The organism is Massilibacteroides sp., assembly GCF_028705895.1.
Lineage (GTDB): Bacteria > Bacteroidota > Bacteroidia > Bacteroidales > Tannerellaceae > Massilibacteroides.
In genome coordinates, this window is the sequence record NZ_JAQWCQ010000035.1 from 1 (window position 1) to 23,888 (window position 23,888).

Sequence of the window (23,888 nt, forward strand, 5' to 3'; positions counted from 1 at the left end):
AGCCAACCTCTTCGGATTGACAGACGAGGATATCTATGATGCTATTATAAACAGGTCTGAAGAGATCAAGCATGTTTTTGATATTTACAAATTAAAACTGGCAAGTTGAACTTGCGAAACTTAAATACATACTAATATGAATAAATTTTATTCATATATTAATGTGGAAAGATTCTCCTCTGTAAAAACTTCGTTTGCGACTTCAAGAAGTTGTGAGGCTGTTATGCTTTCTATCTTTGTAATAGCTTCCTGTAAGGTGTCGTAGCGGTTGTAGTGGAGGAAGCTTTTTCCGAGACCGAGAAAGAGACCTTCTTTGTTGTCTCCGGAAACACTTAGCTGACCTACAATTTGCTTTTTTGCGGCTGTGAGTTGATTGTCTGTCAGTTTTACTTCTCGTATCTTCTTTAGTTCTTTGTAAACTAATGAAGATGCTTTTTTTGCGTTTTTAGGGTCTGTTCCAAAATAGATGGCAGCCAATCCTGTATCCGTATAGTTTGTGATGCTCGAATCAACCGTATAAGCTAATCCGTTCTTTTCGCGCAGGGAGACATTCAAACGGTTATTCATGCCGGGACCTCCTATAATATTATTGAGCAAAAACAGGGGGATACGTTTGGGATCGTACATATCATATGCTTTTCCTCCAATAAGAACATGGGTCTGATGGGTCTCCTGAGCTTCTCTGCGTGTAAAGGGGACTATTAAATCCGGAGCTTTTCTTTCGTGTGTAAACTCGGGAAAAGTTAATTCAGACAGGGTGGATTCAGCCATTTTTATAATCTTATGTAATGGTTTACGCCCCATGGAGAAAAACACCATATTGGAAGGCACATAGTATCTGCGAATAAATGATTTTCCGGATTCTGAGTTGAAAGAAAGCAGCGATGTTTCGTCTCCTAATATATTATGCCCAAGTGTATGTCCATTAAACAGGAAATTCTCGAATTCATCGTAGATCAACTCCGAAGGACTATCCTTATAGGAGTTTATTTCATCCAAGATAACGTCCACCTCTTTTTCTATCTCTGACATAGGGAACTGAGAGTTGAAGACCAGATCGGTCAACAACTCGAATGCCCTGTTATAATGTTCTTCCATAAAAACAGAATAGACAAATGTCTCTTCTTTTGTAGTGTAGGCGTTTAGTTCGCCACCTACGTTCTCCATCCGGTTAAGGATATGCCAGGATTTTCTCTTTCCTGTTCCTTTAAACAGCATATGTTCTACAAAATGCGCCAGTCCGAATTCATTTTCCGCTTCATCGCGTGTTCCTGCATTTATAGCATAACCACAATAAGATACGGGCGAGTCTGTAGGCAAATGCACAATGCGCAGTCCGTTGGACAGCACATAGCTTGAATAACTCATAGGTTTATACTTATAGCTTATGTATCACTTTCATCATCTGTTCTCCAAGTCCAATCGTATATCCCTGTGATACGAACACGATACGTCCGAATGTATCGGCAATAACAAATACAGGCAGAGTATTGCTATTCGGTAGGTTTGCTCCTTTCATTAACATATTGGTGATTGTTTGGTTGGAATCAATGCCGTAAGTAATCGTTTCAGGCAATGTGCCAAACTCTTTTGTGTCGAAGTTCTTCCATCCTTGTTCATCTTTGAAAAGAAGCACCATGCTACGCCCCCATTTGTTGAAATCGTTAGCGAGATGAGCAATATCTCGCATTGCATGATTGGTCGGCTCCTGACGAGCGCCTAAAATACCGACAATAAAATAGCCACGTCCTGTTGTTGTAAGGATACTTACTTCTTCGCCATTATCAGCACGTTTAAATTTACCTTCTGCATCCATACTTCCGATCACCTGCACTTCATCTTCGCTTTCACGCATCACTAATTCCGTCTGTATTGTCTTTCCCGCTTCTATCGTAAAGAAAGTCATTCGGGATAACACACTGCCATTTGCCATTCGCGTACCCGATACAAGCACATAGTTTCCTTCATCTAAGGAAAGCGGCTGCTTTAAAATGCCGGCCCAAGTATTACCAAGTCCCATATCCACATTCGCATTACCCCGGAAATTAAGCGTCTGCAATGTTCCGTCAGGTCGTATTTTAGAAATAGTGAAATGACTATAGTATTTGGGATTTTCCAACGCTTTAATGGGTTTGTAAGTTGCTACAACTTTCCCCTGAAGAGCGACTACCTGTTCGGCTGCATCAAAGTCAACATCCACCCAGTTGCCATCTTTGTTAAATTGGATCTTTCGTGCCACCGGTTCAATACGGGCAGGAATGCCCAGACTTCTCGCCAACGAGATAAAGAAAATAGTACGGGATTGAACATCTGCAACGCGCCCTTTCCATACCCCTATCGGCATAACCGGAATGCTCTGCGGATTCAACGCATCATTTACTGTAATATTTTTCTTCACCCAATCCACCAACACCATAGGATCTTCCTTAGCTTCTTTTGCTAAAGATGCATCTATTTCCTGTTGGAAAAAGCCTTTGTAGGCAGTAATCAATTCATTCGCCACACGAGGATTCAGCACATAATCAGCAAACAAGTCCTGATTATCCATAATACTATGTTGTAAATGATCGCGCAAAACACTTGCGGGTGTATCACGAAGGTCTTTAGCGGAAACTACACGCAAAAGATCCAAAGCCTTGTTTCTCTCTTCAGCAGGAGTCTCACGAAGGAATGTCTCTATTTCTTTCCAATTACCGCGACTGCCAATCAGGAAGTTTTCTGTTTTCTCCGCATCAATTCCTAATTCCTTTGCCAACGCTTCGGCCTTCTCTTCTGTATAGAATGTTGCCACATAGGCATTACGGATTTCATCTTCTTCAAGTAAACGCTTTGCATTCTCGGCCTTTTGCTCTTCTGTTACCTCTGCCGGAATAGCTCCGTCAACAGGCGGCACAACGTCCAAATCAATAGTCGGGACAGCATCGCCAGGTTTTTTATCTAAAGTAATCGTGATCTGTTCGTCTTTCCCAAAAGAGATTTTATGAAATCCGAACTGTCCATCCTTTGAAGCCCAGGCAAGCATATCGCCTTTCCCTGCTGAAAGAAAAGTTTTCCCTTCTGCATCTGTGGTTTTACGCGCTACACTGTTAAACTCAGCATAATTATATATTTTAAACTCAACCAGTGCACCGGCTACAGGTCTGTCGTCCTTATCTACAACACGCACAATCGTTTTTGCCGTCGGAGCATAATTATTGATTACATTCACTTCGGTATAGGCATCAGTCACCTGCATCACTTCTTCCGGCCCGGTGTAATGACCGAATACTTTTGTATGCATCAACATACCGCGATAAGCAGGACCGTTAAACCAACCCAGATTCAATATTGGCTCCGGCTCGCAAGCACCTAAAAAATACCATTTTCCATTTACCCAAGCCTCTACCCAAGCATGGTTATCGTCTGTATGAGCCCAACGTGGAGTATAAACCTGACGAGCAGGAATACCGACTGCGCGTAAAGCAGCAGTTGTGAAAGTAGATTCCTCCCCACAACGCCCGTAAGCTGTTTTCACAGAAGCCAACGGAGAACTGGTTCGCGCGTCTGAAGGCGTATAAATTACTTTTTCATGACACCAATGATTTACCTCAAGCACAGCATCGTATAAAGACAGTCCCTTTACACGATCTTTTAACTCGTCATAGAAAACCATCCGGCTCTCATCCAGATTTTCATTATTTATGCGTACAGGCAATACAAAATGTCGGAATATCTCTTCAGGAATGCTATCTCCCCAAGGCATCTCCTGCTTTGCCATAAAAGTAGTACGTACGCTTCGTAAATATAAGTCACCGTCATAGTCGGTCACATCACCTATCGGCATATAGGCGTATAGAAAAGTAAGCGCTTCCTTTTCCTGAGGAGTCATTTCTGTATGGAAAACAGAAAAAAGATCATTGTTGGAAAAAGCAGCCTTCTTAGCGTTAAAGTCTGTCTCTACCTTAGCCCTGAATGCACTATCAGTAATAAAGTGCTGCTCTTTTTTAGCACAACTCAATAAAATAACGGAAGATAATAATGAGTATAGAATCGTTTTCTTCATGCTTATATATGAATCTAAGTGAATGGTATTTACAATATAAGCAGCAAAGATACATATAATCTAATAAACAGTTCTGTATAGTCTTTGTATTACTGAAGTTCTAATAAATTTTAGTTAAGTCTCCTATATTTTTTCTTTTGACCGCCATCAATAGGAAAAAATATAGGAGAGAAATTTAAATATCGTAGGCATGCAAAACTTAATTCCTGACCGGGAATTCTGTTATTCTTAAAGTAGTACAACCAAATGGAATTAATTCAATAGTTTCTTCAGGCAAAGTATCCGGGCCTTGTTGCGTAAAGAAAGGAACAGAACCGGCCGATCCGCGGTACATTGTCCAGGAAGGTATCTGCCGTCCTTTGCCGATAATCTTGATGGGAGCATCCTCTAATGTCCAGGGATATCGCGAAATTATTGATGATTTCTCTACCTTAAAATGTTCGTCTATTGCTTCCGGTTTTAGTTGACGAGAGGTAAGAGCATAATTCCAAGGAGAACCGGAGGTTACTTCGTAATACCATGATCCGTAATTTTTTATTTTCTCTGCTTCCATAGACTTCTTCGCCCATTTTTCTTCCATCTTAAGCGAATAGATCAGCGGACCTCTTTCTATGACCGCCCCATGGTCAAACCAGTACGACGCCTCTATATGCATAGGCAATTCGAGCGTGAGTTTATCTCCTTGCTGCCATTCGCGGTTAATTCGTACGATTTCACCCCGATATACGTCTGCGGGTATTACTTCTCCATTCAAACGGACAACAGGTTGTTTACACCATGCCGGCACACGCAAATGAAAGGGAAAGAACGTCTTCTTGACCTTTTTATCGACAAAACGGATCGTGAAGTTTATCGTTTCTTCAAAAGGATAGGCTGTTTCTTCTTTTAGTTGAACCTCTGTTCCGTTTGCGACTTTTATTGTAGCATTCGATGGTGCATAAACCAGTGCTGCCACTCCATTATCGGCCGTAGCATACCAAAGGTTCTGTACTAATTTTGGCCAACCTTGATGCATATTCGACGTACAACAGGGATATCCGGTCAGTACCCCATGTAAATTATCCGTATCCTCGTGAGGGGTCACGAAATCACGCCAACTCCGGCTTATCGCTATCTGATTGATCTGATGATAATACTGGCGAGCCGAGAAATCGTCTGTTATTTGAGTAGGCAGAACGTTATAAGCAATGCGTTCCAGATGATCAGCCCATTGTACATCTCCGGTGATTTCGAGCATTTTTTCTAATGAATACATCATCTCAACAGCCGTACAAAGTTCCGAACCGAGATTCGGGTTTCCAAAGCGGAGCAATTCATCGCCCGCCCATAAACCTGTCGGAAATGCAATCGTATTCCGCATATCGGTAACCGCCTTTTTCACGGCCTGAATCTGCTTCGCGTCTTTGTTCTGTTGATAATAGATCACCGGTTCTTTAAAACCTTGCGCCAGATTCACACAATGAAGACTATGTTGACGCTTCAGGTGATCCTGATTCAGGAAAATATCCGTCCAATTCAATGTCTGTTTATGAATCAACTCTCCCAATTCCAGCAGAAATTCTTCCCCTGTAATGTTATAGAGCCAATACACCACCAACAAGTTATCGCCACCACGCTGTTCACCCCAGAAAGTCCAGTTTCCAAGTGGAGTTTTAGGCAATTCCTGCAACTGATACTTAAAATAATTGGTCAGGAAAGAAATTACACGTTCGTCACCCGTTGCCGAATAGTATTGTTGCATAACTTTCAGCATCACCATTTTGGGCCACCAGTCATATGAATTTCCGCGCTGTAATCCCGGCTCATTCGGACGATCCGTATCAGGCCCGAAGTAACCATTTGGTTTCTGCGAAGCTAATGCCCATTCAATCCATGGCTGCACCTTATCAATAAGTGCCTTGTCATTCAGAATATAAGCCAAGGGCAATAATCCGTCAATCCAATAAGGCCCTCTCTCCCAGACATCACCATCACCACCGAGCCATCCGTTACGCGGCCCCATCACCGCTACATAAACCGAGTCTAAATGTCCGGTCATTCCCGTAGCCATACGCAAAAGCTGTTCCTCCAGCCATCCTTCGGGCTTAATCGCACCAATAGGGAGTTCAACATAAGGCTTTGTCAGCAAAGGAGCCCGATTGTTCAGATAATTACCACTAAGGTTTCCCTCAGAAGGAGGCATGGCCATAGCGAACATAGTTGTTACAAATAGTGATACAAATACTAATGTGATTCGTTTCATGATATATTTATGTTATTTGATAATTTATACTTACTCTCCCGGAAATTCCAATGTACTTTTACCTAAATCTTTCGATGTTGCCAAAGCAATAGTCCGCTGTTCTTCCCCATTCTCCCGGCTCACCGCACAGTAGAAATGATAAACAATCCCATTATAATTAATCACACAAGGTTTATGAGCGTACTGCATATCATACGATTCGGAGGGAGTGATTAGATCTTCTCCCGCCCAAAGTGTCCAGTTCACCAGATCATAGGAACAGGCAAACCTATCAAACGCTTTTGGTCTCCAGCCCGCTCCAAAGTAAAACATCACCCAGAGATCATCCATCTTCGTAATATAGGCATCACCGCTGATTCCACTTCCATGATCAATAACCGGTTCGTCACGGTATCTCTTCCAGTTCAGCATATTATCCGACACAGCCAGACCGATCCGCTCAGCTCTTGCCTGTCCGGGAATTTCCGCATCGTTGTTCTTAGCATTGTAAAACATGACAAAAGGGGCTCCTAATGTTTTATCTTTGTCATAAATAACCGAACTTTTATAGATCGTTTCCGTTTCATACCAACGAGCATCCTCATCCGTAGGTAACATAACCGGACGTTCAGGTCTCTGCCATTCAACCGGCAGAGTCAAATTCGTTGTATATGCAACGCCAACGCCTAACATTCCCACTTCGTAACCTTCCGTCGCACCTCCCAGATAGGACATCCAATATTTGTTATCATACTTATTTACTTCGTATGAGCCCCCCCATTCATAATCCTGCAAGGCAATATAGCCCGCCTTCTGATTGGCATCCCAGGTATTTTCCGTAAAAGAAAGCAGCTTCCCTTTCGTCTTCCAGGATAGAAGATCAGCACTGGTGGCCAACATCGTTTCATAGCCCTTTCCATCGAATACGATATAGATCATGTACCACAAATCACCCTGCCTGAAAACACTCGGACTATCGACCATCTTACCCTTATCCTCCGGTACCATTATCAAGCCATACTTATAAGGTGTCTTCACCTTTTCATACACCCCGTTCATAATGGCATGACTAATAAACGCATCTTTTGTTTGTTCTTTAGGCTGACAGCAAGAACTAAAGACAAGTAGCGACGCGAGTAGAAATGTTGGCGCTGGAAAGTTTTTAAATTTCATTTTCATATTTAATTTCAAAAATCCAATGTATGTTTGTTATAGAAAGCGACACCAATCTGTTCCAACGTTTTATTTCTTCCATTATACCATAATATCCATCTGTCTTTTTCTTGTATGGCATAAGGTTTATAACAAGCGTCCGCATCCCATTTTCCGGGTGTTGGTGCAATAATCGGATTCCCTGAATACCTCTCCCATCTATCAATCCCATTTTTGGAACGAGCCATACCTATTTGAGCATAATGAAGATTACGGAATCCGATATAGAACATGAGATAATCATTCTCTCTTTTAACGACTTGGCATGCAGTAACTTTATGCTGCTCCCAAACATTATCAGGGTCAGCATCGAACACCGGAGTTTTTTGTTTTGTCCAATTAAGTCCGTCAGGGCTGGTAGCATAACCAATCGCGTCAGGCTCATACTGGTCACCCCCTGAATACCACATTTTAAACAGATTCTCTTTTTCGTCCCAAATCACATGAGGGCACATAACAGCAACTTTTTCCCACTCTTCTTCTGCGGATATAACGGGCTTGTCACTCATCCGTTTAAAGTTTATACCATCAATGCTGGTTGCATATCCTATCCAGGAATATTTTGATTGCGCTTGTCCTGTGTACCACATATGATATATGTTTCCTTTTTTGACAACAATAGGACGGTTCACTTCTTCTTCCCAATATGTTTTAGAATTAGGAGCTAATATTATTTCAGGACTACTCCAATTTATACCATCTGTACTGGTTGAAAGAGCCAGACTCTTTTTAGGTCGCCAGGAACAATACATTTTATATATTCCATCTTCTTTTAAAACTGAAATATCAAAGATAGTTCCAAGATCACCTCCTCCTAAAACCGGACTTTCATATTTTCTCCATGAACCTTTTTCTTGCCCAGTAAGATATGCCGGAATAGTAAAAGTTATCATTAAAAGAATAAACGAAGTGACTTTAAAATTTCTCATATTTCTCATAATATTATTTTATTTAAAATGGCTCATTGTTAGAATTAACATACCAGGGAATTTTCTTAAAGGGCTTAGTCCCCTAACGTTTTTTATAAGTTTATTGTAACTTTTTCAGGGCATTCCGACTGGTGTACTCGCTTGCCATCCACATAGACTGCAAAGCCTTTTTCTTTGTGGTAACGCTCTCCTGTCCTGTCATAACAAACCGTGATTGTTCGCCCTTTATAAAACAAATAATCCAGACAGAAATACTCCCACGACTTATCTGGAACAAGTGGATTTATTATCAGCATATCATCTTCCGACGGACGAATACCTATCAACCCGGAGATTACCAAATCATTAAATGTTGAATGGTTATAGTCCTTCCCTCGCTCCTCGCCTCCTTTGTCTTTCGGCCATTGAACACCATTATAGTTCAGCAGTCTTGTGCGTGAGATCCAATCTCCCGTATAAGGATTCAGATTCTCATCAATCCAAGGTATCACCTTTCCATCGTCTAAAACTCTTCGCTGAGAACTGCTATACTGAGATAAAAGTATCCAATAATCTTCCTTTGATACCACATCCTGTGAATAATTATTCAGAAGATTGGCCATTGCCGTTAAGGTGACGGAAGTAGAGAAAGGCCATGCGGGTCCATCCCAACGACATTCATGTCCTTCGTAAGAAACAGTAAACAACGGATGACATTGTTCTGCTGTCGTTATACCATAAGGCGCAAAAAAATGATTCGAATCCATTATATATTTCCATGCCACAGAATAATTCTCCGGTGGAATATTAAAATACCAAGGCGTATAACCATGCTCTTCTCTTACATCAGAGAAACTCATATCCCGGCCTTTGGGTATGACTTTAAAAAACTTGGCCTTTTCATCCCATAAACGGGAATTAATCGAGTGTTTAATCTGTTCTGCCTTTTCTTTATACAGAACTTCTTTCGCTTTATTCCCTATTTTCTTTGCTATTTTCTCCAACGCATTCGCATCGGCATACATATAGCTATTGATTGTTGCACGATACCCATGTCCATATGGATCAGCATACGAGCCGGAAACAGACACTTCCATACCGTCGCGATTGTCATATTGCCAAAACAGACCGCTTTCATCGAGTCGTTCGGCCTCCCAGGAAGCATAGTTTTGTTCTAATAAAGGAAATAACTCTTTCAGTAGAGCATCATCCGGATGTACTTTACAAAAATTCGCAATCGCGTCTGCCGCCCAAAACGAATACGATCGAGGGCTGGATTTTCCATTAAACCAGAAACAGGCATAGTTTTTCAGGTATTGCGGATCTTTCAACCAACGCCCTTCCATGAAATGATGTGCTGCGGGACAGCAAATAGAATTATACTGCCCTGCCCATCTGACATCAGGAAGAAACTCTGTAATGATGTATCCTTCGGGAGTATTACGAATATGTTTACGGTAAGTCCACCAACGGAAATAATACGTTTCTTCTAACTGCTTATCCGGACAATCCAAAAACGGAATATTTTCCGCCAGAAAATCCCATGCTTTCTCATTTGGAAATTCTCCTAACCGATATAACTCGTAGTCATTTGAATTGAACCGATCTATATACTGTTTGTATCTTTCTTTAGACAATATCTGGGCTTCCGTTATTGACGCTAACATCAACAACAGAATAGTTAAAGTAGTATATTTCATAAAATTACGTCTATTTTACTTCATCAATATTTATTTCAAAAACACCGACTGCTTTTTCTGTCTGTGGTTTCATCAGCAAACGAATTTTCGTCGTCAGAATTTGTTTACCGGGGTGCACCATATTGAACTGGTCTTTAAAGGTGTTGTAGGCATCGGTTACATACAACGGAAAGGCAATCCATTGTCCCTGATTATCGTATTCGAGCGACCATTCTTTAGGGATTCTGACTCCACGGTTGTCATCTGTCCAAAACACAGAAACACTTTGTATATCGGTTGGCTTATCTAATGTAACGGCAATCCACTGATTTTTTCCCTGTTCTCCCCAGCTTGTCCATCGATATAACTTTCCGTCGGCAGAAAGAGTAGGTACCTGATTGTCTGCAACTGCTGCCAGATGATCACCCTTGTTTGTATAAGATGCTTCCAAATTCTTAAACTTACCATGCATTGTCAACGTTCTGTCAACAAACGGCTGTACCTGATCAGACTCCGGAAACCAAACCATCATACTGCCATCCCCTCGATTATCCCAGGCATAATACGGAAGTAATGTCAATCCGATTTCCTTGTTTTCATCGGCTGTTTTCTCCCAGGCTGCTATCTTAATCTGTGGTATATTATTCAACTGACTATTCAAACTATTTTCCGCAGAAGGAGTTCCTTTGATAAACACATTGGGTAAACGATCCGCATTATCTATTCCTTCCGCACAATAAACCAAGGGCCCTTTTGTCAGACTTACTCGACCTCTGTCCGCCTCCACCTGATCTATCGCTTTTGAAAATCTCAATGGCATCGGCAAATACAATTCCACCACATCTCCTTTCTTCCATGTCCGGTCAATCGAAGCAAATCCTTTGGTCAAATCAACATTCACCTTCTTTCCATTGACTGACAAGCTCCATCCGGATGGTTGAGAATCAATATAAGAATACAATTCACCGGGCACAAATTGCTTGCCCGTCCATGTAGGGATTCGGAACTTCATTACGAATTTTTGCCCGTTTTGATCAGGTGTAACTACCCAATGGATCTGTTCGCTAAAGGGATATTCGGTCGTTTGCTTCAACTGAACTTTTCCTGATTTAAGTTCCAAAGTCGTACTGCTTCCGGCATAAAAAGAACAATAGATTTCGTCTTGCATGGTTGCATACATCAAACTCGGTACCTGAGGGATCAAACGAGCCAGATTAGACGGACAACAAGCCGTTCCAAACCAGGGAGACCGACCACGCAAACCGTGATTGAACGGCTTTATCCCGTCTGCCTCCAACGGATTCAGATAAAAGAACTTATTCCCTTCCAGATTAACACCTGCCAATACATTATTCAGCAACGCCACTTCCGCCACGTCCATATACTTTCCATCCCGTTCCATCAAAAACATCCGATGATTAAAAAACACGTTTCCAACGGCAGCACAGGTTTCATCAAACGCTTCCAGATTAGGAAGTTCATATTCCGGTCCAAAACCTTCAATCCCATGTACAGCCCCCAATCCTCCGGTTATATGCATACGGGTATCTACAATATTATGCCAGATACTATCCAATGCCGGACGCAACGAAGGATCGTGCATATACACACTCACATCGGCCATGCCGGAATAAAGATAAGTCGCACGCACAGCATGACCCACCGCTTTCGTTTGCTCACGAACAGGCAGATGCTGTTGTGCATATTCAGGCGACATCACCCCCGTTCCCTCCGGACGATAAGTCACCCCACGTATATCCAAGAACTTTTTAGACATCTGCAGATACAAGCTGTCTCCCGTCACGCGAAACATTTTCACCACCGCGAGCTCAATTTCCTCATGCCCCGGTGCCTGATTCACCGGTCTCCCGTTATTATAATTCGGATCCCCCTCAAAGAAAACCTTATTAATATGACGTGCATTCGCCTCAGCCACCTTCAGCCATTTATCTTTTCCGGTAGCCTGATAATAAGCGATCGCCCCTTCATACATATGTCCCATATTATACAACTCATGACTATGCACCACAAAAGAATAAGGAGTAGCCCCCATTTCATTCTCATGACCTTTTGAAACTCCCGTAATATGAGATTCATAATTATAGCCATCTTTCTGTTGCGCCTCAGCAATAATATCAATAATACGATCCATCTCCTTTTCCAAAGCCGGATCACGTTCCAACTCCAACAGATAAGCCGCCCCTTCCATCACTTTATAAAGATCCGAAGACACAAAACGATGTGGAAAAGGAAGATCATCCGGTATCCCTTTCAGGAAGTTGGCCGTCTTCTGCAGATTCTCTACCGCCGGCTTCGTCTTCTCCAAAGCAAAAGGCACCAACACCCTCTTCTGAACCTGCAACCGCGGAAGCCAGAAATTATCCTCTAAAGTAACCTCATTAAAAACAACCGGATTCAGGATTTCCTGCGCCTGAATACTCAAAATAGAAAAAGATACAGTGACTATTGTCGCGAGCTGTTTAATCATGATATTATATAAGTTAGTTTTCTACATAGTCAATCCAGACTTTCATTTCTCCTGGCCTTCTATTATCCCAGGCGTAATAAGGAATCAAAGTTATATTTTTCCCTGATTCTATAGTACTGATAGAGACAATTCCATTAAGCATTGCAGGAATATAAGCTGAAGTAAAAGATGTTTTTGAAGAAATTGTCATCTTTTCAAAAGAATCAGTATTATCTACCTCTTCTGCACAATAAACAAGCGGACCACGTTGAACAGCTCGTTTTCCTTCGTCTTCCTTAACCCGAGGATCAGCAGCAACTACTTGTACCGACATATCAAATGCTAATTCTATCAGATCTCCTTCTTTCCATTTCTTATTGAGAACAACATAACCTTTTTCCGTCACAGGCTTATTCACAGATTGACCGTTTATTTTAACGTTATAAGAATCACACCATCCAGGGACGCGCAATCTTATCTCTCTTTTTAATGGTGAGGATAACGATTTCACCGTCAATTTAACATTACCTTCCCAAGGGTATTTTGTCTCCAATTTCAAAGTTATGTCTTTCTTACCTACACTAAACGTAGTTTCATTACCAATATATAAATTCACCCAAACAGCGTTATTTGATACACCGTAAATATAGCTCCCTACGGAAGGCAAAAAGCGGGATATCTGACTTGGGCAACAAGCACAACCATACCATTCTTTCCGGTGATGATCTCCTTTGGAAGCCAAAGGATTCACATAAAAGAAACGATCTCCTTTCAGTGATACTCCGGCTAAAGCACCATTATACATTGAACGCTCAAGTACATCGATGTATTTACTATCACCTGTAAATTGATTCATGCGTGAGTTCCAATAAACCATTCCGACAGAAGCACAGGTTTCACAATAGGCATCATAGTTCGGCAGATCATAGGGTTCGGTAAATCCTTCATTATGCCGGGAAGAACCGATTCCACCGGTAATGTACATCTTCCTTAAAACAACATCATCCCATAAGCGATGCAATGCCTCAATATATCCTGTATCATTTTTGAGGGCTGCCACATCAGCCATTCCACAATACAAATACATCGCACGTACAGCATGACCGGCAATATCCGTCATTTCACGTACTGGTTTATCATCCTGACAGTAAGCTGGCTCCCATGGTTCATTATTCCATCCTATACCATATCCGTGTCCACGCTCTTCAATCAACCAATTGGAAAAATCAAGATAACGTTCATCCTGTGTCTCATTATATAATTTTACGAGAGCTAATTCTATTTCCTGATGCCCGGGAACCCAATGCCGTTTATCTGGTCCGAAAACAGACATCATGTGTTCCGTCATCTTTATCGAAACATCCAGCAATTTGCGTTTTCCCGTTGCATGATAATAGGCCACAGCAGCTTCGATCATATGTCCGGTACAATACATTTCATGCATATGCATATTTGTCCAACGTTGATCAAGCCCCGTAAGCGTATAATACGTATTAATATATCCATCAGGTTCTTGCGCAGCTGCAATTTTATCGATCCATTCATCCGCTTTTGCTTCTAAAGCCGGATCCGGATTATTAATAAGTGAATAAGCAATACCCTCTAAGGCTTTATAAACGTCAGAATCGTCAAAATAAATGCCGGAATGCTTACCTGTTTTATGTGCTGCATTTTCATAATTCTGAATTCTGCCGGTCTGATTTTCTATCTGATCAATACAAACAGGCAATGTTGCAATTGAATGGCTTTTCAATCTGGGTGTCCAGAAATCATCCTGTATCTTCACATGGGAGAAATCAACCTGTTCTATCATCTTAAAAGGTTGTTCCTTTTTCTCCTTTAAATCCTGGCAGCCAATAAAGGCTGCACAGGATAAAATAAAAATAATTACATGTCTATTTCTCATTATTACAAATACGCTTTTCTATTGTACATAATTCGGATTTTGTTCCAAGTTAGGATTAGATGTCAACACTTTTTCTGGTATAGGGAAAACACTTCGGTAATCTCCCTGAGGTTTGTGTGACAACCAGCTCTTCTTGGTGAATACACCAAATCGGATCAGATTTCTGCGAGATTGAAGTTCCCAGGCAAATTCCCATCCCAATTCATCCAACATACGACCAAACTGAATCGACTCTTGATTTCCCGGATCTATGATCTTATAGTTCTCAACATAACCGTATTGATAAACCGAATTTTCTTTTAGCTGTTCATCTGTAACAGTAGCTTTATCTGGATGTTCTTTAAAAGCTCTTTTACGTACCTCACTCACTAAAGCTCCGGCACCGCCCTGTCCTGTTCGCAACAAACATTCCGCTTTCATCATCAGAACTTGTGCATATCGGAAGACAGGAAGGTCAGTTGTGCTATTATTTGTACTTCCGGCAATGACCTCAAATTTATTCATCCGATACCCTTCCATCTCTGAAGTATAATTAGCACTCGGAATATCTTTTGTATAGACAAACGGCTCACCCTTCTTGTCATATGTTCCAGTCAACTGTGTTCCATCGGCAGCATATTGAGGTCCCATCAGCCAGGTATCTTCCAGACGGCTGTCATCCACATCGTAGGTGTCAATAAATTGGGTAAGTCCCATTGCCGCCCCACTACCCCAAGGCGTTGCTTCTGTCTCAAATTTCTTTTTCAGTTCCCCATGCCAGGAATACATATGAATAAAATTACCTTCACCATAATCTCTGTCGAACGGAACGGTAAAGATTACTTCTTTAGACGACTCTACTCCGGTAGCACGGAATGAAGCGTTATAATTATCAGACAATGCACATTTATTGCTGTTAATAATATCGTTACATTGTTCAATACATTCATTCCAACGAGCTTCACCGGTATATACTTCAGCATTCAGATAAACATTAGCTAAAGTTGCCTTTGCTGCCCATTTACTCATACGGCCATACATGTTACCTCCCTGTTCTTCGTTTAGATTAGGAATTACTTCTGTTAATTCTTTCACTATAAATTCATAGATTTCTTTACGACTGCTTTTAGCAGGCAGATCACTTGTCTTTTCTATTACAAGAGGAGCTTCTCCAAAATTATCGCAAATCATCCAATAATAATAGGCCCGCATGGCTCTGATCTCCGCCAGACCAGCCTCTTTCTCCGCAGCAGAAGGTGAGGGTATTTCCTCTCTTTCTATTTGATCTAACACATTATTGCATATAAGGACCCCTCTATAAAACCAGTTCCACATATTACTCACATGAGCTTGTTCTGAATTCCAGGTATGGTAATGCATACGGCGATAAACGCCACCATCATCCCATCCTGACGCATTAGGTGCCAGAACGATGGCATTACCCGTTACTTCCTGTCCGCAAAAAAAGCCCCATTGGTCTAATGATGACCGTAAGTAGGAATATATATTTGCAATTGCCGGATGAAAATCTTCTGTGGTGTATTTATAGCTCTGTTGAGTAACAGATGAATAGACTTTTTCATCCAGACTATTATCACAGCTAATTATGATGCCGGATAGAACAATGGTTATGATATATTTCAGATGTGTTTTCATATTCTGTTAATTTAAAATTTAAACGAAAGTCCGAGTGTATAGGTTCGTACTGCAGGATATCTGTTTTTATCATCACATCCGGGAGAACGTCCTAAAATATTCACTTCCGGATCTACCCCACCATAGCCTGTAATTGTAGCTATATTATTAATTGTTCCATAAATACGGAGGCGCTGAATCCACTTATTATTAAAATTAAAAGTATATCCTAAAGTAACATTATCAATTTTCCAATAGTCTCCATCTTCAATATAATAACTTACATACTGTAATTCCTGATTATCTGCCAACGGTCGTTTCCCATAAACGTTTTCAAAAGCTTTTTGCATCACATTTCCACGAGACAACATTACCGGTGCTGCATATTGTAATTCAGGCATATTTAGAATCTGGAATCCGAAAGCACCACGCATGGTGATACCCAAATCAAAATTCTTATAATTTATGGAATTATTCCAATTCAGATAATGCTTAGGAAGACCATTCCCCAATATCTGTTTATCCGTAGGCTGTTGCTCTGAAATAGGTTTCGGATTACCGTCAGCTCCTTCAATAATCCAATGTCCGTCATCATCAATATCAATACTTTTAAAGCCATAGAAATTACCCATTGGCTCGCCTTCCTGTAGGCGGTGCGTACTTTGTTGAATAGGTTCTCCGGTGCCTCCTTCATCTGAGTAACCACTGGAAATAAACTTATCATTTGAAAGCGATAGAACTTTATTTTTATTCGTTGAAAAATTCAGGTCACTTATCCAGTAAAAATCTTTTGTTTCGACTGGAATAGCCTTCAATGATATTTCAAATCCTTTGTTTTCGATAGAGCCACCATTTGCATTCATGCTGGAATAGATATAAGGAGGAGAAGGCACATCATAACTCCATAACAGGTCTTTGGTTTTGCGGTAATAATAATCAATACCTCCTGTCAATCGATCGTTGAAGAGTCCAAAATCCAAACCGACGTTTGTTTCTTCTTTCTTCTCCCAACGTAAATCCGGATTTGCGTTAGAAGCAGGTTTAGTGGATTTAATCCACTCTCCATTATAATAAATATAGTCTCCGAAACTGAGTGTATTTAAAGACATATATGGATCGTCAGGAACAGTACCGGTGATTCCGAATCCTGCTCTCAGTTTTAAAGTAGTAAAAAGCTGCTGATCTTCCATAAAACCTTCTCCTGCTATATTCCATGCTCCTGAGATACCGGGAAAAGTACCCCATTTATGATTAGCTCCAAACTTTGAGGATCCCTCATGACGAATACTGGCCGATAACATATACTTTCCCTTGTAACTATAATTCAACCGCCCGAAATAACCGACAAGTTTATTTTCACTCTGATATGAACTTTCGTTTGCTCTGCCATCGCGCAACGCCTGTCCAGAGCTCATATTGTTGTAAGAATAATCATCCGATGGAAAATCCCAGTTTTGCATCCAATAAAATTGATAATTATTGTTCTGCCAGCTATAACCTCCCAAGACAGTAATTGCATTGTCTTCAGCTATTGTTTTCCGATACTGAGCCGTTAGTTCATATAAAGCATCTGCAGATCGTCCTGTACCTCGCGAAGCAAATCCGTTTTTATTATCTTTTATTGTTGAAAGGTGCTTTTTTGTTTCATAATAACCTTGCACCTGATTATAAATATTTCTTGCAGCCATGTATTTGATGTCCAACCCTTCAATAGGGGTATAGGTTATTGAGCCTGACATACGCAGATTCGTTGCCTGATTTTTCCCATCTGCTTCGTATAACAAAGCTAATGGATTAGAATAATCTGTTTTTGACGGACTTTGGTACCAATTACCCTCATCGTCTTTAATGGGATCAGCCGGACTAAAATTCAATGCATTCCGATACACAGCGCTATTAAAACTATCACCATCTCCACCCGTTCGATAAGTTTGTTCGTATCCGCTCAAGTTTGCATTGATCTTTAATTTATTGTCAAACATCCGGTGATTTACTTCAATGCGCGGATAAATCATCTGATTGTCAGAACGTTTAATTATGCCTTCCAGTCCTCTGTATTCAAAGCTGGCCGTATAGTTTGTCGTTCTACTACCACCTCTCAAGCTAACATTGTAAACCTGAGAAAAAGGCGTACGGGTTACCTCGTCCAACCAATTAACATGACCGCCATTATCTTGTGCACCGGGTTTACCTTGTTTCACCTTATCCATGTATTGCTCATACGTCATGAATGGTAGTTTCTTCGCAATCTGTTGGGTAGATATATAACTGTTGACTTCAACAGTAGTAGGCATTTCTCCCTTTGTACTCTTTGTGGTAATGATAATTACACCATTTGTTCCACGTGTACCATAAATAGCAGCGGCAGAACCATCTTTTAAAACATCAATTTGTTCTATTTCCTCCGGTGAAATAGTATTCAATTCACCTGGTATCCCATCTATGATAATCAAAGGACTGGCACTTGCCTTCAGCGTAGTAACACCGCGAAGTAACAACTGTGAAGTAGATGTTGGATCTCCTCCTGGCGAGACAATTGCTAATCCGGGCACTTGACCACGAATCATTTGCGCAGCATCAGGAGCCGGAACTTTCACAAAATTCTCAGATTTCACTGTAGTAATCGCACTGGCAACTTCACCTTTCTTCTGAGTTCCATAGCCTACAACTACCACTTCCTCCAGCGCTTGTGTATCTTCTCGGAGTTGAATGGTAAATGTCGTATTATTTCCTACCTGAATCTCTTGTGAGAGATATCCGATAAAAGAAACATGCAGTATATTTTGTGATTCAACATCAAGGTTGAACTTTCCATCGAAATCCGTAACCGTTCCATTCGTAGTACCTTTCACAACAACATTAGCCCCAATAACAGGTTCATTGCTTTGATCTACGATTGTTCCTGTAATCTTCTTTTTATTTGTTTGAAGTATTACAGGATTTGATACACGTTCTTTCTTGGATAAGATAATATACTTATTTTCAAATTCATAGCCAATTTCAGAGCCTTCAAAAGCCTGACTCAAGAATGAAGGTATTTCATCTGATTTTTCCTTGATCTGAAGTTTGCGTTCAGTGTCAACTTCTCGGTTTCGGAAAACAATAAGATAGTCTGTTTGCTTTTCGATCTCTTTAATAAGCTCTCCGACCGTAATGGTATTTTGACTAAACTGAATGATCGTTCTCTGTGCATTTGTGTTAATTGCCAACGAACTAACTATACAAGAGAATAATAGTATTACGGATAGTTTCATAGGTCTTGCAATTTTTTTTATGTACTTAGATTGCACAATAAAGGTTGATAACAAAGTTTTTATTTTCATATCTTTGTCTGAATTAAGTGAATACTAAAAATTATAGTGTGGTATTTGCTTTTATACGACGGCAGGTGTTCCAGCATCTGCCGTTTCGTTTTTTGGATGTTTATATCATAGGCTTCTATAGATTTAAAAGGTTCAACATTTTTTTAGCGGCTTAGTATGATCCGATTGTTCTCTTCGTCTTTTTCGATTTTGAATTTATGAATTTTGTTAATTATGCGGAGTATTTCGTCGATTCCGTCACGTTGACGGAATTTTCCGGTATATTCCCAGGTATATATAGTGGGGTCTTTCACGATGATTTCTATGTCGAAGTAGAGTTCCAGTTTTTTTAATATGTTATTAAGCGGTTCATTGTAAAAGCTATATATTCCATCTGTCCACAGGAAGTAACCGACATCTGAGATTGCGTTTACTGTCATTTCTCCCCCTTTTACAACGACTTCCTGATTCGGTTTCAGTATGATGTTGTTTGATTCTTTATTTTCATAATAAACCATGAGGCTTCCTTCTAACAGACTGGTTTTAAGTACATCTGTATCGGGATAACCAAAGATATTAAATGTAGTTCCCAAAACCTTCATTTCTACGCCATGGGAAGATACAATAAAAGGTCTGTTTTCGTCATGTGTAACATCAAAGAATGCTTCTCCTTCTACCGTAACCCGTCTTTGTTTTTTGTTGAATGTGGTGGGATAATATAGTGTGGAGCGTGAATTGAGCCAGACAGATGTTCCATCTTCCAACGTAAAACGTAATCTCTGACCTGCTGGAACGTGCAATGATAGCAGTTCTCGACTCTCCGAGTTTTGTATGTGATTAACAGTGTAGAAATAGGTAAGGAGCACTAAAGAGGCTATCGCAGCAGCAACACTTGCAGTTTTCCATAGTGAAGAGAAAATACGACGACGCTTTATATTACGGATAAAACGATGGTAACTTTCGTTAGACGCTTTAAAATCATCTTCCGTATTTTCTTTTGTACAGAGCGTCAGTGTATAAAGATTTTTCAGCTCGACAAACTGATTCTCTAATGTTTTATCAGTTTCTACAGATTGAAGTAAGCGTAGTCTTTCTTCCTGGCTTAATTCTCCCTGAAAATATTTATGCAGTTGTCTCTCCATTTTTTCCATTTATATAGTAAACAAATGAGAACAGAAAATCCGCCAAAACAAAAAAAAAGAAAATTTAAACAAGTCCTAATATCGCATCATTTTTTCAGAAAAAGTCTTTTTACGAAATATTCTTTCTACCTTTATTTTCCAAAAGAAATAAAATCCGAAAGAATATACAATAATCATATAATTGACAAAGCATAAAATGTCTGAAAATGAGAATATCCCTTCTACCATTACGCAACGAGAAAGATATAAGCATAAATATAATTTGGTAGAAATGTATCGTGTCTTCATAAAGATTCCCGATGCATTAAGTAAGTTCATAAAAAACAAAAAAGCGAAAACGGTGAACCCACAGTTTATTGAACGTCTGCAACTTGCCGTAACGGAAGTTAACGGGTGCGCTGTTTGTTCCTTTGTACATGCCCAGTTGGCATTGAAAGAAGGAATGAATAATGACGAAATCTTTAGTTTTCTTAACGGAGATAATAAATTCGTAAAGCCACAAGAAGCAAAAGCAATCCTGTTTGCCCAGCATTATGCAGATTCAGAAGGGTTTCCTAATCAATCGAGCTTTGACGCAATAGTCGTTGAATATGGAGAGGAAAAAGCCGGAATAATGCTTGCCGCCATACAATTAATGATGGCGGGGAATGTCTATGGAATACCACAAAGTGCATTCAAGTCCCGGTTAAATGGAAAGAAATATAAGGATAGTTCATTGTTTTATGAATTAAGCATGCAAATTGTAGGTATTCTTTTTCTTCCTTTGGCATTGCTTCATGGATGGCTAAAGAAGCTTCTTGGGTTTAAGATGCAGAAATTTAAACCAGAATAAAAATTGTTTTTCATAGATAAAAAAGGAACAGAAATAAAGGATATATACCTTTGAGGTCTTCTCTGAGTTTTTTGTAGGCAATGCCCATCTGTGTTTCTACTGCATGAATTGAAATATTCAATTCTGCAGCAATCTCTTTCTGTTTTTTTCCATCGATTTTACTCATTACAAATATTTTCCGGCATTGAGGAGGTAAAGACTCAATAGCTTTATTGATTAAGCCTTGAATATCTTCATCACCAAAAATAGCTGTATTGATGGTTTCAAGAGATTGCAAATTTATCCGCAGCGTCATACGATATTCTTCCTGCATACGATCGGAGGCTTCTTGTTCAAGAACTCTTCTCTTTATCAAGTTTATACATCGGTTCTTAATTGCGGTAAAAAGAAATGCAATCAGATTGGTATAAGCAAACAGAACGTCCCGTTTTTCCCAAAGATCAAGAAACACATCCTGTAGAATATTCTCCGCATCTTCTTCGAGAACAACATATTCCAGAGCAAACCGCTTCATCCGTGAATAGTATTGAAGGTATATCTGCTCGAAGGTCTTATCGTTATTTACTTTTGGCTCTTTCACTTTTGTATTTCGAATATAAGTCAAACATAGAAAATAAAATCCAAAATTTGTTTCTATCTATCGGGAAAATATTTTTACAGTCATAATGAAATTTAAACAGATCAGCTTTCCTGTACTCTTGTTACGAATAGTATTCCTACAAATCAATGTCTTTCTATAAAAGAGCAAACGTTTTTTCAATAACTGTCAGAAAGTTTTTCCATAGTTATCGTAAAACTTTACCATATCTGTGCTAAAGTTTTTCCACATATGTGGAAAAAGAGTTTACCCCATAACCAAACAATGAAAAATCAGCAAGGCAAGGATCGTCCGGAAATATTTCTTTCATTACTTCTGTTAATTCTATTGCAGCAATCATTGAAGGGGTACGCTGACTGATAAGTCCTAATTCTTTTGAGATGCGGAAAACGTGGGTATCTAAGGGAATTATCAAATCTTTAGGTGTAAAATACGTACTCCATATACCTAAATCAACTATTTTATCGTTTCTCACCATCCATCGGAGAAACATTGCTAATCGCTTGCAAGCGGATACGGTATCTGCGTTTGGTATTCCTGTTATTGCATTAAAGAGTTGCTGTAGTTTTTTTATACTATTTTCTCCTTCCATACTGGCCACTGCGTCTTCAAGAGATGGGTATGTCCGGTAGATCTCATGCAGCCGATTTGTTAGTGCAAAAAAGTCTGAAAAGGTATAAAACCGATAACAGGTATCACGTTTGCTCTCATTCTTCTTTCGTAGGATTTCGCAACTTCTGATTCTTTCCTTTTCATCGCGCATAATCCAGTCATAGGGGCTATTACCAAACAACGCATGAAGTTCTTCGGCTTTTTTCAGTATTAACGGACGCCGACCATAAGATATCCAAGCTGTGATAAAGCCGGATATCTCAATATCTTTTTTATCGATATAACGATGAGGAAACTGAATAGGGTCGGAAAGAATGAACTCTTTATTATTGTAAATTTCAGCCCATTCTATCAGTTTTTCTTTTGTCTCTTTTACCATTTAAAGAAAGGCGTAACCCGTTTTACAGGACGATCATCTTCAAGGAAACCTATTACATTGTCGCAAACCGCTTTTGCCATTTCTACGCGGGTTTGTTCAGTCTGCGTACCAATATGTGGAGTCAGCACCACATTTTCAAGTTCTAACAATTCAGGCAAGGGGTAATCACCAAATTCAAAAACATCCAAACCGGCGGCATGTATCGTGCCTTCTTTAAGTGCCTTTATCAATGCCCGTTCATCGACTAACGGACCTCGTGCCGTATTGATGAGAATAGCAGAAGATTTCATCTTTTTGAATTCTTCTTCACCGATCAAATGGTAAGTTTCCGGAGTATGTGGAGCATTAAGGGATATAAAATCTGAACGATCTAACAACTCATCGAAGGAAACATATTCGACACCAAAGCGGGTTTCCGCTTCTAAATCTAACTGGCGACGATTATGGTATAGAACTTCCATCCCACAAGCGTTTGCTCTTTTTGCCAGCGCTTGTCCAATTCGTCCCATACCAATAATACCAAGCGTCTGACCGGTAACACCCACACCCAGATTCTCCAATACACCAATTTTCATATTCTTCCCCTCTGTTCTCAGATGCCGGTCACATTCCGTTACGCGACGGGCGGCATCCAACATCAAAGCTAAAGCAAGATTCGCTGTGGGAGCAGTGACAGGATCGGGCGTATTGGCGACAGTGATTCCCTTCTCTATTGCATAAGGAATATCAATATTATCATAACCAACGGCATAATTAGCTACTAATTTTAAGTTTATCGCATGATCCATCAATTCCTTATTTACGGGAAAATCAAACATGGAACAGAGTACATCATACTCGGGTATCATACTCATTACTTCTTCATAAGAAAAGTCCTTTCCATCGGGAAAAGTCACGTCGTATTTTTCAACTAATTCTTCGAATCCTTCCCGAAACATGTCATAAGTCACTAAAATTTTCGCCATCTTGCTCTA

15 protein-coding genes are annotated in these 23,888 nt (G+C 40.1%); 1 reads left to right on the forward strand and 14 read right to left on the reverse strand.

Annotated elements, in window-relative coordinates; all coding sequences use genetic code 11:
• Positions 1–147 precede the first annotated feature (147 nt).
• The 11 genes from PHT93_RS09820 to PHT93_RS09870 all read right to left on the reverse strand — a co-directional run bounded on the left by PHT93_RS09820 (position 148) and on the right by PHT93_RS09870 (position 20,493).
• Positions 148–1,368, reverse strand: coding sequence for a pitrilysin family protein (locus PHT93_RS09820; protein WP_300242304.1), 1,221 nt, complete (start codon positions 1,366–1,368; stop codon positions 148–150).
• A 10-nt stretch (positions 1,369–1,378) separates the two neighbouring features.
• Positions 1,379–4,042, reverse strand: coding sequence for a transglutaminase domain-containing protein (locus PHT93_RS09825; RefSeq protein ID WP_300242307.1), 2,664 nt, complete (start codon positions 4,040–4,042; stop codon positions 1,379–1,381).
• Positions 4,043–4,241: 199 nt separating this feature from the next.
• Entirely contained in the window at positions 4,242–6,239 is a 1,998-nt protein-coding gene (locus PHT93_RS09830) for a beta-L-arabinofuranosidase domain-containing protein (protein ID WP_300242363.1), read from the reverse strand.
• Positions 6,240–6,314: 75 nt separating this feature from the next.
• Positions 6,315–7,442, reverse strand: coding sequence for a glycosylase (locus PHT93_RS09835; protein WP_300242310.1), 1,128 nt, complete (start codon positions 7,440–7,442; stop codon positions 6,315–6,317).
• Positions 7,443–7,450: 8 nt separating this feature from the next.
• Positions 7,451–8,404, reverse strand: coding sequence for a hypothetical protein (locus tag PHT93_RS09840; RefSeq protein WP_300242312.1), 954 nt, complete (start codon positions 8,402–8,404; stop codon positions 7,451–7,453).
• A 92-nt stretch (positions 8,405–8,496) separates the two neighbouring features.
• Entirely contained in the window at positions 8,497–10,083 is a 1,587-nt protein-coding gene (locus PHT93_RS09845) for an amylo-alpha-1,6-glucosidase (RefSeq protein WP_300242314.1), read from the reverse strand.
• Between the two features lie 10 nt (positions 10,084–10,093).
• Complete coding sequence (locus PHT93_RS09850) at positions 10,094–12,550, reverse strand: beta-L-arabinofuranosidase domain-containing protein (RefSeq protein ID WP_300242316.1); 2,457 nt, start codon at positions 12,548–12,550, stop codon at positions 10,094–10,096.
• Positions 12,551–12,563: 13 nt separating this feature from the next.
• On the reverse strand, positions 12,564–14,435 hold the full coding sequence (locus PHT93_RS09855; protein ID WP_300242318.1) for a beta-L-arabinofuranosidase domain-containing protein: 1,872 nt from the start codon (positions 14,433–14,435) through the stop codon (positions 12,564–12,566).
• Positions 14,436–14,453: 18 nt separating this feature from the next.
• The gene (locus PHT93_RS09860) at positions 14,454–16,070 is read right to left on the reverse strand and encodes a RagB/SusD family nutrient uptake outer membrane protein (protein WP_300242321.1); all 1,617 of its coding nucleotides are present in this window, start codon (positions 16,068–16,070) and stop codon (positions 14,454–14,456) included.
• An 11-nt stretch (positions 16,071–16,081) separates the two neighbouring features.
• Positions 16,082–19,303: a TonB-dependent receptor gene (locus PHT93_RS09865; RefSeq protein ID WP_300242324.1), complete on the reverse strand. Its 3,222-nt coding sequence runs from the start codon at positions 19,301–19,303 to the stop codon at positions 16,082–16,084.
• 212 nt (positions 19,304–19,515) lie between these two features.
• Positions 19,516–20,493, reverse strand: coding sequence for a FecR domain-containing protein (locus tag PHT93_RS09870; protein ID WP_300242326.1), 978 nt, complete (start codon positions 20,491–20,493; stop codon positions 19,516–19,518).
• Between the two features lie 181 nt (positions 20,494–20,674).
• Here PHT93_RS09870 and PHT93_RS09875 point away from each other — a divergent pair, with 181 nt between their 5' ends.
• Positions 20,675–21,325: a carboxymuconolactone decarboxylase family protein gene (locus tag PHT93_RS09875; protein ID WP_300242328.1), complete on the forward strand. Its 651-nt coding sequence runs from the start codon at positions 20,675–20,677 to the stop codon at positions 21,323–21,325.
• A gap of 10 nt (positions 21,326–21,335) precedes the next feature.
• On the opposite strand, the gene PHT93_RS09880 is transcribed toward PHT93_RS09875, so the two are convergent.
• From PHT93_RS09880 to PHT93_RS09890, 3 genes are all read right to left on the reverse strand, one after another.
• Complete coding sequence (locus tag PHT93_RS09880; RefSeq protein WP_300242330.1) at positions 21,336–21,905, reverse strand: RNA polymerase sigma-70 factor; 570 nt, start codon at positions 21,903–21,905, stop codon at positions 21,336–21,338.
• Positions 21,906–22,137: 232 nt separating this feature from the next.
• The gene (locus PHT93_RS09885; protein ID WP_300242333.1) at positions 22,138–22,914 is read right to left on the reverse strand and encodes a TIGR02757 family protein; all 777 of its coding nucleotides are present in this window, start codon (positions 22,912–22,914) and stop codon (positions 22,138–22,140) included.
• Complete coding sequence (locus PHT93_RS09890; RefSeq protein WP_300242335.1) at positions 22,908–23,879, reverse strand: 2-hydroxyacid dehydrogenase family protein; 972 nt, start codon at positions 23,877–23,879, stop codon at positions 22,908–22,910. The genes PHT93_RS09885 and PHT93_RS09890 overlap by 7 nt, the downstream gene beginning before the upstream one ends.
• Positions 23,880–23,888 lie beyond the last annotated feature (9 nt).

What these genes read in the sequence shown, in the direction of transcription:
- PHT93_RS09820 (WP_300242304.1), bottom strand. Translation starts at nt 1,368, where the DNA reads ATGAGTTATTCAAGCTATGTGCTGTCCAACGGACTGCGCATTGTGCAT.
- PHT93_RS09825 (WP_300242307.1), bottom strand. Translation starts at nt 4,042, where the DNA reads ATGAAGAAAACGATTCTATACTCATTATTATCTTCCGTTATTTTATTG.
- PHT93_RS09830 (WP_300242363.1), bottom strand. Translation starts at nt 6,239, where the DNA reads ATGTTCGCTATGGCCATGCCTCCTTCTGAGGGAAACCTTAGTGGTAAT.
- PHT93_RS09835 (WP_300242310.1), bottom strand. Translation starts at nt 7,442, where the DNA reads ATGAAAATGAAATTTAAAAACTTTCCAGCGCCAACATTTCTACTCGCG.
- PHT93_RS09840 (WP_300242312.1), bottom strand. Translation starts at nt 8,404, where the DNA reads ATGAGAAATTTTAAAGTCACTTCGTTTATTCTTTTAATGATAACTTTT.
- PHT93_RS09845 (WP_300242314.1), bottom strand. Translation starts at nt 10,083, where the DNA reads ATGAAATATACTACTTTAACTATTCTGTTGTTGATGTTAGCGTCAATA.
- PHT93_RS09850 (WP_300242316.1), bottom strand. Translation starts at nt 12,550, where the DNA reads ATGATTAAACAGCTCGCGACAATAGTCACTGTATCTTTTTCTATTTTG.
- PHT93_RS09855 (WP_300242318.1), bottom strand. Translation starts at nt 14,435, where the DNA reads ATGAGAAATAGACATGTAATTATTTTTATTTTATCCTGTGCAGCCTTT.
- PHT93_RS09860 (WP_300242321.1), bottom strand. Translation starts at nt 16,070, where the DNA reads ATGAAAACACATCTGAAATATATCATAACCATTGTTCTATCCGGCATC.
- PHT93_RS09865 (WP_300242324.1), bottom strand. Translation starts at nt 19,303, where the DNA reads ATGAAACTATCCGTAATACTATTATTCTCTTGTATAGTTAGTTCGTTG.
- PHT93_RS09870 (WP_300242326.1), bottom strand. Translation starts at nt 20,493, where the DNA reads ATGGAGAGACAACTGCATAAATATTTTCAGGGAGAATTAAGCCAGGAA.
- PHT93_RS09885 (WP_300242333.1), bottom strand. Translation starts at nt 22,914, where the DNA reads ATGGTAAAAGAGACAAAAGAAAAACTGATAGAATGGGCTGAAATTTAC.
- PHT93_RS09890 (WP_300242335.1), bottom strand. Translation starts at nt 23,879, where the DNA reads ATGGCGAAAATTTTAGTGACTTATGACATGTTTCGGGAAGGATTCGAA.